At 40.5% G+C, this 11918-nt stretch carries 12 protein-coding genes and 1 pseudogene; 10 read left to right on the top strand and 3 right to left on the bottom strand.

The genetic code is table 11. The annotated features are described in order from the left end of the window. Nucleotides 1-88 precede the first annotated feature (88 nt). The 3 genes and pseudogenes from HQK88_08075 to HQK88_08065 all read right to left on the bottom strand — a co-directional run bounded on the left by HQK88_08075 (nt 89) and on the right by HQK88_08065 (nt 1044). Nucleotides 89-313, bottom strand: a pseudogene (locus HQK88_08075) (type II toxin-antitoxin system HicA family toxin). Further along, the gene (locus HQK88_08070) at nt 310-522 is read right to left on the bottom strand and encodes a type II toxin-antitoxin system HicB family antitoxin (protein MBF0616758.1); all 213 of its coding nucleotides are present in this window, start codon (nt 520-522) and stop codon (nt 310-312) included. Before HQK88_08070 ends, HQK88_08075 begins: the two are co-directional and overlap by 4 nt. Before the next feature lie 336 nt (nt 523-858). Continuing rightward, nucleotides 859-1044 carry a hypothetical protein gene (locus tag HQK88_08065; GenBank protein ID MBF0616757.1) on the bottom strand — a complete coding sequence of 62 codons (186 nt, stop codon included), beginning with the start codon at nt 1042-1044 and terminating at the stop codon, nt 859-861. Nucleotides 1045-1472: 428 nt separating this feature from the next. Between HQK88_08065 and HQK88_08060 the strand changes: the two genes are divergently transcribed. The 10 genes from HQK88_08060 (at nt 1473) to HQK88_08015 (ending at nt 11883) form a co-directional block, all read left to right on the top strand. After that, complete coding sequence (locus tag HQK88_08060) at nt 1473-2618, top strand: ABC transporter substrate-binding protein (protein MBF0616756.1); 1146 nt, start codon at nt 1473-1475, stop codon at nt 2616-2618. Nucleotides 2619-2632: 14 nt separating this feature from the next. Next, nucleotides 2633-3520 (top strand): branched-chain amino acid ABC transporter permease, encoded by an 888-nt coding sequence (locus HQK88_08055; GenBank protein ID MBF0616755.1) that lies wholly within the window; start codon nt 2633-2635, stop codon nt 3518-3520. Next, on the top strand, nt 3521-4468 hold the full coding sequence (locus HQK88_08050; protein ID MBF0616754.1) for a branched-chain amino acid ABC transporter permease: 948 nt from the start codon (nt 3521-3523) through the stop codon (nt 4466-4468). After that, nucleotides 4440-5222 (top strand): ABC transporter ATP-binding protein, encoded by a 783-nt coding sequence (locus HQK88_08045; protein MBF0616753.1) that lies wholly within the window; start codon nt 4440-4442, stop codon nt 5220-5222. Before HQK88_08050 ends, HQK88_08045 begins: the two co-directional genes overlap by 29 nt. Continuing rightward, nucleotides 5209-5925, top strand: coding sequence for an ABC transporter ATP-binding protein (locus HQK88_08040; GenBank protein ID MBF0616752.1), 717 nt, complete (start codon nt 5209-5211; stop codon nt 5923-5925). The genes HQK88_08045 and HQK88_08040 overlap by 14 nt, the downstream gene beginning before the upstream one ends. A gap of 244 nt (nt 5926-6169) precedes the next feature. Next, nucleotides 6170-6805 (top strand): MEDS domain-containing protein, encoded by a 636-nt coding sequence (locus HQK88_08035; protein ID MBF0616751.1) that lies wholly within the window; start codon nt 6170-6172, stop codon nt 6803-6805. A 42-nt stretch (nt 6806-6847) separates the two neighbouring features. Further along, nucleotides 6848-8764, top strand: coding sequence for a PAS domain-containing sensor histidine kinase (locus HQK88_08030; GenBank protein ID MBF0616750.1), 1917 nt, complete (start codon nt 6848-6850; stop codon nt 8762-8764). Further along, nucleotides 8761-9144 carry a response regulator gene (locus HQK88_08025; protein MBF0616749.1) on the top strand — a complete coding sequence of 128 codons (384 nt, stop codon included), beginning with the start codon at nt 8761-8763 and terminating at the stop codon, nt 9142-9144. Before HQK88_08030 ends, HQK88_08025 begins: the two co-directional genes overlap by 4 nt. Before the next feature lie 74 nt (nt 9145-9218). Then, the gene (locus tag HQK88_08020; protein MBF0616748.1) at nt 9219-10220 is read left to right on the top strand and encodes an ABC transporter substrate-binding protein; all 1002 of its coding nucleotides are present in this window, start codon (nt 9219-9221) and stop codon (nt 10218-10220) included. Nucleotides 10221-10227: 7 nt separating this feature from the next. Next, complete coding sequence (locus HQK88_08015) at nt 10228-11883, top strand: HAMP domain-containing protein (GenBank protein ID MBF0616747.1); 1656 nt, start codon at nt 10228-10230, stop codon at nt 11881-11883. Nucleotides 11884-11918 lie beyond the last annotated feature (35 nt).

Genomic DNA, 11918 nt, shown 5'->3' with positions numbered 1-11918 from the left:
CCCATATTTCCAAACACTGTGGGGGGCAATCTTCAAGCTTGCTCCAACGCGGTGATTTCTTTAACGCGCAATGAGATGTGATATTATTTCAGAGAACTTTGTTTAGCTCTTCAATAGTTAGTCCGGTTTGATTCAATATAGCTTTTAGAGTTCCTTTTGCAATTTCTTTATGGTTAGGTACTACTGCTCTTCTGTAAGGCGGAAGATGATTTCTAAGAATGATATGGCCTCATGTTTGATGGTCTATTAAATATCCGAAATTCTCTAACGCTTTACATAAATCTTTACCTGATAATACCGGTAATCTGGTCAAACCAATACCTCAACTAATTCCTCTTCTATCGGTGGCGGAATAGCTTCACTGTGCTTTTTTAAACTCTCTATATAACCTTTAATGGCATCTGCAATATTTGTAATCGCCTCCTGCCTGGTTTTACCCTGAGATACACAGCCAGGTAATGCCGGACACTGTGCTATAAATACTCCATCCTCGTCTTGTTCTACCAATATTCTGTATTTCATGTAATTACCTCCTCTTTTTGTTATACCAAATAACAAACAAAAAGTAAAACACATCAACACTTTAGAGCAATAATACTTAATAAAAATGAAATAACCCTTAATCCCCCTTTTCCTATCAGGGCAAACGCATTAGAAAAAAAATTATTATTGTCTTAGTATGGTGAATAATTATTCGCCTCTACCTCATGGGACTGGATTCCCGTTTTCACGGGAATGACAAAAAAGAGAAAAATCCCTTATCAAGAGTTCCTTACTTTAATAATGCCCATCCGTCTTGGGCTTTCATCGCTTGCATTGAGACTCTTTAAGCGGCGGGGGGATGTGTAAGTGTCCATTTTATTTGAACCAATTCACAGTTTCCTTAACCATGTCCTCATGTGAAATAAGATTGTCTTCATTTATATCGCTTTCTGCAGATTCAAGTTTCTGACGTAAATACAACCGGTAGATGACCTCATCAATTTCTACCAAATCCGGTAAGTCATCTATCAGATTATATATTTCTTTTTTTTGTAAAATCATTGTACCTCCTTATGGTAAGTCCACAATGTCTTATTATATAACATTTAGGGAATTTAGAAATATAAGGTTGCGTCATGACTGATAATTTTAATCTGATCGTCTGTTTTGCGGGCGAAGCTCGCAATTGAAACTTTTTAAGCGGCGGTACGCCGGTTGAAAAATTCTTTTATCACAAGCACACTAACAAAGCAAGGGCAACCACAGGGGGTTGCCCCTACACCCACCCAATCGCTAACCACAAAACCGGGGGTCACGGGGAATCATTCCCCGTGTGGGAAAGGATTTAAGGGAAAGGGCAAAGCCCTTTCCCTTATCACTTACTCTCCCTTACTACTTTCTCATTTTTACTCTTCATTACTACTTTCCCTCTCCCTATTGACACAAAGCAGCGGAAAGTTTTAAATTTCAGATGAAATCCAAAGCGGTTAATGGTTAGATTGAAGCTAAAGAAGATAATAATTATAGCGGTATCGTTGCTGCTGTTTTCCTGTAAGGTTGATGTGCCGAAAGTGAAAGGCGAACAGCCTAATCAGCAGCAGTCCATAAAAATAGGGATAATAGCAGCTCTTAGTGGGCCTGCTGCCGGTTATGGAAATTCTATAGTAAACGGATTTAAATTAGCCGCTTCAGAGATTAATAAAGCCGGCACTTTAAACATAGAGCTGATTATTGAGGACTCTGCCGGTAAACAAGAGCAGGCGCTTTCGGTAGTTAAAAAACTAATCAACTCGGATAAGGTTACGGCAATTTTGGGGCCTACACTGAGTACCGAGATGCGGTTGGTGGGCCCTGAGGCAAACGGTAACGGCATCCCAATCCTTGCTACTTCAAACACAGCCTCCGGTATAACCGGCATCGGACAATTCGTTTTCAGAGATTCTATGCCTGAGTCCATTGCGATTCCATTTGCTATTAAAAAGGCAATTGAGAAATATCACATTAAAAACGTTGCCATGCTTTACGGTGACGATGACGTTTTTACCAAATCTGCTTTTGACACTATGAAATCAACGGCAGAGGCTCTTGGATTAAATATCACCACCATAGAGAAATTTCAAAAAGGGCAGACGGATTTTAAAGCCCAGCTTACAAAGATTAAATCCACCTCGCCGGATGCCCTGTTGTGCTCGGCGCTTTATAACGAGGGCGGGGTGATTTTGGATCAGGCAAGGAAAATGGGAATTACTGTGCCGGTAATTGGCGGAAATGGTTTTAACTCCCCTAAGATATTTGAAATAGCCGGGAGCTCTTCAGACGTACTGATAGTTGCAACCCCGTGGTTTAGCGAATCTGTAGAAAACCCTAAAGTTTTGGATTTTATCGGCAAGTTTGAGAAAGCCTATGGCAGCAAACCAGACCAGTTCGCGGCTCAAGCCTATGACGGATTGTTTATTATGGCTCACGCAATTAAGACGGCTGCCTCCTCTGACAGAAATAAAATTCGGGATGCGCTTGCTTCTGTCAGAAATTTCAACGGAGTGCTTGGAAAATTCTCATTTGATCAAAACCGTGACGTTGATATGGAACCTTTTGTGTTGATAGCCAAAGACGGCAAGTTCCAACTTCTGCAATAATAAATATCCACATTATGCACCTTTTTATCGAGCAGCTAATAAACGGGATAACGCTTGGAAGCATATACTCTTTAACGGCTTTAGGCTTGACACTTATCTTTGGCGTGCTGGATATTCTTAATATGGCACACGGTGCAGTTTTTATGTTTGGAGCTTTTACGGCTGTGCTGATTGTAAGCAAGCTGGGGCTGCCGCTATGGGTGGGGTTTTTGGGCGGGTGTATCGTAAGCGGACTGTTAGGATATGCTCTTGAACTATTTGCCCTGCGGCCATTAAGAAGGATGAAAAACTCATCCCCTCTTGCTCCTCTAATCAGCACAATAGGAGTTTCGATTATACTTGAAAACATAGCCAGAGCGCTTTTTGGAAGCGACACGATTTCATTTAGGACCTCAATTTCCGAAATTAACTTTAAACTGGGCGACGTAGATATAAACTTAATAAACATTGTAATCCTTGCCGTGTCTTTTACTATTACAATACTTTTATACGTTTGGCTGAAAAACTCCAAAAGCGGACGGGCACTCAGGGCAGTTTCGGAAAATCCTGACACTGCGGCTTTTTTGGGAGTCAACACGTCAAAAGTTATAACCTTCACGGTCGTTAGTGCCTCATGTGCCGGAGGGGCGGCAGGAGTGCTTGTAGCAATGGCATTTAACAGTGTAAACAATGAAATAGGGCTGGCAATGGGGCTTAAAGGACTTGCAATTATAATTTTAGGCGGCATGGGAAGCGTTAACGGAGCGGTTACAGGGGGCATTCTACTGGGACTTGCCGAGACATTTGTGGTAGCTTACGGAGATTCCGGCTACAAGGAAATTATCGGTTTTATAATTATAATGGCCGTATTGTTAATCAAACCTCAGGGCCTGTTCGGCACAATTCAAAAAGTAAAAGTATAAGTGTTAAGCTATTTAAATTCATACTACATTCAGATAGGCTCCTTTACACTGATTAACATCATGCTTGCTTTAGGAGTCTATGTTCCGTTGTCAACCGGACAGCTTTCACTGGGAGGCGCCGGTTTTATGGGACTTGGCGCATATGTATCGGCAATTGCCGTAACACGCTTTGGCCTGCCAATACCTTTTGCTATAGTTATTGCCGGAGGAGTTTCAACTTTAGTAGGAATTCTGGTTGGTGTTCCATCACTTCGCCTTAAAGGCGTATATCTTGCCATTGCCACACTGGGGTTTGGAGAGGTGATGAGAGTAATTTTCATAAAATGGGAAACAATAACCGGAGGCGCTACAGGCATAAGCGCAATACCGTTAATCAGCAGCAGTACTGTGAGATTTTTAACGGAGCAAAGCATTATAGATAGTTCCAATAAGAATGTGGCATCCGATTTAACGGTCTTTTTGATACTATTTTTCATCACCGGATTTTTCGTCTGGTTTTTTGCTTCGCTAAGAAATACCCGCATATGGAGGGCAAACAATGCAATCAGACTGGATGAGACAGCGGCAGAATCCATTGGCATAAACATTCACTACTACAAGGTGCTTGCATTTAGCCAAAGCGCCTTTATATCGGCAATTGCAGGGGCGCTCTACGCCCATACGGTATCATACATCAGTCCCTCGGACTTTACATATCACAGGGCAGTGGAGGCGCTGATATTTACCGTGTTGGGAGGGAGCGGGCATGTACTTGGCGCTGTGTTTGGAGCAACTGTTTTAACAGTCATACCGGAGGCACTAAGATTTCTCAAAGACTACCGGTATGTAGCTTTTGGAGCTATCCTTGTCATTATGATGGCATTTAAACCTGAGGGAATTATTACTGAAAACTTTTTCAGAAAACACGGTAAAAAAACAAATAATGCTGCAATTAAAACTAATAAATAAAAATTTTGGAGGAGTAACAGCACTACGCGATGTTTCCCTGAATGTTAAAGCCGGAGAGATAGTTGGCCTGATAGGCCCAAACGGAGCAGGCAAAACCACACTTTTTAATATCATAACCTCGATAACAAAAGAGGACTCAGGACGGATAATTTTTAACGGCAAGGATATAACCGGCCTCAGGCCATACAGAATTGCAGAGCTTGGCATTGGACGGACGTTTCAAAACATAAAGCTGTTTGGACAGATGGAGGCGGTTGAAAACGTCATGACAGGAATGCACTCTGTAAGCAGAGGGGGAGTTTGCAGGTGTGCTTTTAAATTTACCGGCTACAGGCGGCAGGAGCAGTTGTTACTGGAAAAAGCTCAACAACTGCTTTCATTTGTTGGGCTCAGTGGAAAGGCTGATGAGATTTCAGATAATTTTTCCTATGGGCAGCAGAGACGGCTGGAAATAGCCAGGTCTTTAGCGTTAAACCCGCAGCTTTTGCTTTTGGATGAGCCTGTCTCCGGTATGAACGATACCGAGACACAGGACATTATGAGACTTATAATGGAAATACGGGACAACGGGGTTTCAGTGCTTTTGATAGAGCACGATATGGGACTTGTCATGGGCGTATGTGACATCGTTATTGCGCTTAACTTCGGACATGTTATAGCAGTGGGGACCCCTGCGGAAATTCAAAAAAATCCAGAGGTAATCGAGGCCTATCTTGGTAAAACAGCTGAGGTTGTGAAAAATGCCAGATCTTGAAATAGATTCGCTCTCGGTTTGTTACGGCCACGTTGAAGCCTTAAGAGGGGTTACACTAAGAGTTAAGGACAGACAGGTTGTTTCGCTTGTGGGCGCAAATGGAGCAGGCAAAACCACACTAATGAAAACGATAGCCGGATTAATTCCGCCTCTCTCCGGTAAAATACGCTATAACGGTATGAAGATTGACACCCTCAGAGCCGATGAGATAATACGCAAGGGAATATCCTATGTACCAGAGGGACGGGCGATTCTAAATAAGATGACTGTGCTTGAAAATCTGCTTATGGGAGCTTACATAAGGCAGGACCGTGAAGTTATGCCTGATTTGGAAAATATACTTGAGAAATTTCCAATTCTTGGCTCAAGAAAAGACCAATTGGCAGGGACTCTTTCCGGCGGTGAACAGCAGATGCTTGCAATTGGGAGAGCGCTGATGTCAAAACCTAAATTCATTTTATTTGATGAACCATCACTTGGGCTGGCTCCCATAGTTATAGAACACATATTTGAGATAATTAGCGAAATCAACGAAAGCGGCGTAACCATTATGTTGGTTGAGCAAAATGTTCACAAGGCTTTAAGTATATCTGACTACGCATATGTAATGGAAACCGGCAGGATCGTAATGGAGGGGAATTCTAAAGAACTGCTTAATGAAAAAAGAGTAATGGATGCGTATCTGGGAAAGAAAGATGGTTAAATTGAAATTTTCTGTCTAAATTATCAAGTCTGAACACTATAAATATTTAGAGTTATTGTATGAAATCGCCAATTGTTGTATAATAATATTAGTACTTGTGATGTATCTCGAAAGAGAGTAATGCCGGGCTGGGCGTGTACTCCAGCCGCCGCAGATCTTTCACAAGAGTGTGTGCTGCAATCCTTATTATAGAACGCCACTCCGGGCAGGGGGGTTAACAGCCCAGCGAAAAGGAGGTAATAACATGAGTAAGGATATAGTTCGGACGGAAATAAGTTTAGGGTTTACCGAGACGAAGTTTCAAAACGGAATCCACATGTGTTACATCTATAACGACGACACAGAGCGTAAGTCCGTAATGTCCAGGTATGTGGAGAGTGGATTGGTGTCAGGGGAAAAAGTCGCTTATTTCGCAGACGTTGCAACCGAAAGTGACATAGACGGCTACATGAAGGAACTTGGCGTGGAGGTTTCGAAATATGCAGGCACTAAACAACTGGTGGCCAGGATGAATTCTCCCGTTTATTGCCCTGACGGCACTTTTATACCTGATAGAATGCTGTCTCTCCTTAAAGATTTCTTTTTCGCCAGCCTGGATGAAGGTTTTAATTTGATCAGGGCAAGCGGAGAGATGGGTTGGGCCCTTAAAGACACAATCGATAAGAAGCGGTTAATAGAATACGAGAGCAGGATCAACATATTATTTAACGAATATCCGATTACGGGCATATGCCAGTATGACGCTACAAAGTTCGACGGTGGAACCATTTTTGACGTATTGAGCGTTCATCCTCTTATGGTTGTAAGAGGAAACATACTCTACAATCCTTATTACATCAAGCCTGAGGTATTTCTCCAGAGGTATTCAGTAAATCAATAGAGCAGGGAAATATAAAATACCAAAACCGTTGAGAAAGAGGGTATGAACGATAATCAAATACAGGCAGACATTCTTGGCAAGATGCTTGTCATTCAGGAATCTCTTGACGTTATGCCAACCATGGAAGGCATGGTGGGATTCCTGGGGCATGCTTTAATTGAAATACCCGGTGTTTCCCATCTTTTACTATGTATTAACGGTACGGTTTACGACTCCTTACATGATCGGTTTTTTAAGTGTGGCGACTGTGATTTCAGCGACCACTCATCATTAAAAAAATGTAACTTTACCGTATCTCAAAACGACAGAGTCGTTACCTTAAAAGATAAAGAGCGATTTATGGGGGTTTTCCTGTCTAAACTGCATAACCTGGAACAATACATTCCCTATGAGCCATTTATTAAAAACATTGCCGGTGTAGTGGTTAAAACGGTACAAAACAGGGAATACCTCCAGACTATATGTGTGACAAACAAGGAACTCAGCGAGAGCAGTGCTAAACTTATAGAATCCCAGCGCATTGCACATATAGGTAGTTGGGAATATGATATCGACAAAGACAGAGTTCTATGGTCCGATGAAGCATACGCCATATACGGCATGGAGAAAAAAGAAACAAGTCTCTCATATAACGACCTAAAGAATATTATCCATCCTGACGACAGGGATTTTCACAATAACAACGTAAAACACTGGATAACGGACAAGGGAGGTCATCCCTTTGAGTACCGCATCATAAGAAGAAATGGAGAAACCCGTTACATTTACACCATAGGCCAGGTAAAGTACAGCTCTAACGGCACGGTAAAAGTCCTTTATGGTACAATTCAGGATGTAACTGAAATGAAGGAGATGCGGGAAGCTCTGCAAGATAGCAGACAGAGGCTCAGCGCGGTTCTTTCAGCCTCGCGTATAGGAACGTGGCGCTGGATGGTAGATTCCGGTGAAGATACTCGTGATGAAAACCTCAATGCCATTCTGGGACTGATACCCAGGGAAACAACCCAGCCTGTAAACGATTTTATTCAGCGAATACATCCCGGTGACAGGGAAAAGGTAGAGGAAGCTATTAGAAGCGCTATGGTGAATAAAGTAAAGTTTTCCCTCGAATGCCGCATTATATTGCCTGAGGGCACCGAGTGCTGGATTCTGTACGTCGGGGTACCGTTTATGAACGACAGGGGAGACATCATTTCTATGGCAGGCGCCTGCATTGACATAACAGAAAAAAAAGCCGCGGAACAAGATGGCAGGAGACAGGAGCAAATTCTGATCCAGCAGTCCAAACTGGCTGCCATGGGTGAATTACTTATAAATATCTCTCACCACTGGAGGCAACCGTTATGTGCAATCGGAGTTTCAATCCAGGAAATAAAAGATGCATACATACATGATGAATTAGACGAAGCATATATGATTAAGATTATTGAAGAGTCCATGTCTGAACTGAATAATCTATCGGCGACAATAGATAATTTAAGAAATTTTTATATCCAAAAGAAAGAACTAACTGAGTTCAACATAGCTGATAAGATAAACAGAGCCAAATCACTGCTATCAGGGTATATCAAAGAGAAAGGTATTGTTATCGATAATGAATTAGATGAGAGTTTAACTATACAAGGATATCCGAATGAGTTTGCCAATGTAATTTTAAATATTCTAACAAATGCCAAGGATAAATTTGAACAAAATAATATCATTAATGGAATTATTAAAATAAAGTTAAATAAGGATGCCACTACCAATAGAGTAATTATATCTGTTTCTGACAATGGTGGTGAAATTCCTGATGATATAATAAACAAAGTGTTTGAGCCGTACTTTACCACCAAAGACAGGTCACAGGGAGTTGGTTTGGGGCTATATATGGCAAAGGTAATAATAGAGAAAAACATGAAAGGCACTATTACGGTTAGGAACATGGATGGATGGTGTGAGTTTAGGATAGAGATATGACAGCAGAGAATGAATTACTGAAAACATTAACAGTTCTTTACGTAGAAGATGATCCACATATAAGAGGAACGGTTGCCCGTTTTTTAAAGAGAAGGGTAGCTTTTGTTTATGAAGCTCAGAATGGTAAAGAAGGTTTGGATATTTATATAGCAAATGAACCTGCAATTGATATAGTGATAACTGATATTCAAATGCCTGTTATGGATGGAATGGCAATGATAGAAAAAATACAGAAAACCGGTAAATCCCAGCCCATTATAATAACCACCGCTTATAACGATGAACAGCATACAAGTGATACGGTTTGTAGAAATATAATAAAGCCGATTAATCTGGAGTATTTGGCTGAGAGTATTTTGTATTGTGCAAGGGAGGGGTAGAATATTATTTTTAGAGGTTATTTAACAGGTCTGGGAAGACAATCTGGTATTAAAATGGTGTTAAACAGGGGAATATGAAAAAGGTCAAATTATCAATATTGCTCATAGTGGTGACACTTATGGTGTTCACCATTACTATGCAAACAAGAAATGGCAAACCTAAAGCGGTACGTGAAAAGGTAAGTCTTGGGGTTGCATTAGAACCTATGACCGCACTGTGTATGATAGCAGAGGAGAATGGTTATTTCACGGCAAACGGCCTCGATATGACGGTTAAATACATCGAGGGCGGAATCGTTGCAATAAGAGATATGTTAGAAGGTAAAATTGATATGGCCACTGCAACGGACATGAATTTCGTCTTCAATAGCTTTAAACGGCAGGATTTCAGTGCTATCGCATCCATTGGTTCCTCCGGTAATGATCCAAGAATCATTGCACGAAAGGACAGAGGCATTGTCAACCCCACAGACCTGAAGGGTAAACGTATAGGAACGGCTAAAGGCACGGGGCCTCATTATTATTTACATCTGTTTTTATTAAAATTTGGGATACCCGAGGAAGATGTAAAAATAATTTTCAAAAATCCGGCAGATACATTTACTTCATTTACGTTTGGAGAGGTTGATGCCATCTCCACAAGAGAACCGTTTAGTACAAAATCCGTCAGATTTTTCGGAGATAATTCCACAGTTTTTGACGAACCACTGCTCATGGTAAAAAACTATAACATCGTAGCTTTAAACAGCTTTATAAAGAACAAACCGGAGGTTGTGAAAAACACATTAAGGGCATTGGTTCAAGCCGAAGAGTTTGTGATAATGCATCCCGAACAGGCAAAAGGCATTGTTTCAAAAAAATTGGATCTTAGCTACAATGAGACATCACAGATATTACAGGATATGAAGTTGAAGGTATTTTTGGAACAATCATTACTAAACAGACTCGAGGACCAAGCCACGTGGATGGTTAACTATAAGGTTGTAGAGAATAAGGAGATTCCAAATTATTTCTGGTTTGTTTATACAGACGGTTTGAACTCTGTTAAACCGGAAGCTGTTACTGTAATAAGGTAATCCTGTTATGAGAATTAAAACTAAATTAAGAATTAGTATAGTTGCATCTGTATTAACATTGCTGCTGATTAGTTTTGTCCTTTATCATGAAAAACAACAAGACGAGGAAATGACTGCCAAGACAAATATTTCCGAAAAATTAGTTAAAGACGTCTTTGAAATGAATATATTGATTTACGACAGTTTACAACATCTGAGAGTAATGAAAAAACGTGTTTACATTCAATGGCAGCTAAAACATAAATCGCTTTCGAAACTTTTATCAACAATACAATCTAAAGATAAACAAGAACAATTTCTGCTTGATGACATAAAAAACAATCTAAACTATATTAATTTGTTATTTCAGGAATTAAATAATACTAATGACAACATGGTGAAAACAAGCGTAAAAGAAACGGCCTTATCTTTAGAGACAGAGAAAAACAGAATTTATCAAATATTAGGCAGATCTCAAAGTGTGGTTTCGATTGCTTCTCAAATTTATGAAATAAACTTTAACAGATTATCGTCGGTTCATAACAGAATCCATGTATTTATAATTGTCCTGATAATTTCTCTGACGTTGCTTATAATAATATTATCCTATTTTATAAATCGCGGCATTGCCGTCCCGATTAGCGAAATATCCGAGGATTTGAAGGTTTTAGGAAGAGGCGATTTTAATTATGAGCTAACTGCCAGCAGTAACAGTGAGATTAGCCAGATTGTAAGAGCAATCAACCTGATGACAAAGGAACTTAAAGAAACAACTGTATCACGCGATATACTTATTGCAGAGGTGGAGGAGCGAATAAAGATCGAGAAAGATTTACATAAAAAAACCAGGCAGCTTGAAGAGTTAACCTGTAATTTAGAAAAAAAGGCCGATGATGAAATTAAAAAAAGACTTCAAAAAGAACAAATGCTTATTCAACAGACGAAGATGGCAGCTATGGGCGAGATGATGGCCGCTGTGGCACATCAGTGGAAACAACCATTGAACATCGTTGGCCTTATCATCCAGGACTTCAAGGATGCATGGAACTACAAAGAGATTGACGACGATTATATAGATAAAACTGTAAAGGAGGTAATGAAGCAGATCAATTTTATGTCGAATACTCTGAACGATTTTAAAAACTTCTTCAATCCGTGCAGGAGGAAAGAGACATTCGATTTGATCGGAATCGCCGCGAATGTGTTTTCATTACTTTCACACCAGTTTAAAGTCAACAAGATAAGCTACCGGATCACCTGTCATGTTCACAATGAGTCCTTCGGCCATTACTCCGAGGTAATCCCCTGCGACGCCATCACAATAACGTCTTATAAAAACTATCTCTCGCACGTCATCTTAAACATCATAAGCAATTCCAGGGACGCCATAGTCGATAGAAAACAAAAAGGTTTGATGGATGCAGCCAAAGAGGGAATGATACTTGTCGATGTTTACAGGGACGATGACACACTAAGAATGGAGATAAGCGACAGCGGCGGCGGAATTCCCGATGAGATAATCGATAAGATATTCGATCCTTATTTCACAACCAAGGAAGGGGAAAAAGGCACGGGAATAGGGCTGTACATGTCTAAGATGATAGTAGAAGACGCCATAGGCGGTAAACTCGACGTAAGAAATATTGATAGCGGAGCTGTATTTACAATCGAATTGAAGACTTAACAGAAGGTTTTTCGGATATATTCAAATGCTCTGTC

The sequence above is a fragment of the Nitrospirota bacterium genome (assembly GCA_015233895.1).
Classification (GTDB): Bacteria; Nitrospirota; Thermodesulfovibrionia; order Thermodesulfovibrionales; family Magnetobacteriaceae; genus Magnetomonas.
Note: the sequence above shows the minus strand (reverse complement) of the source record. Positions and strands in the feature narration are given on the sequence as shown.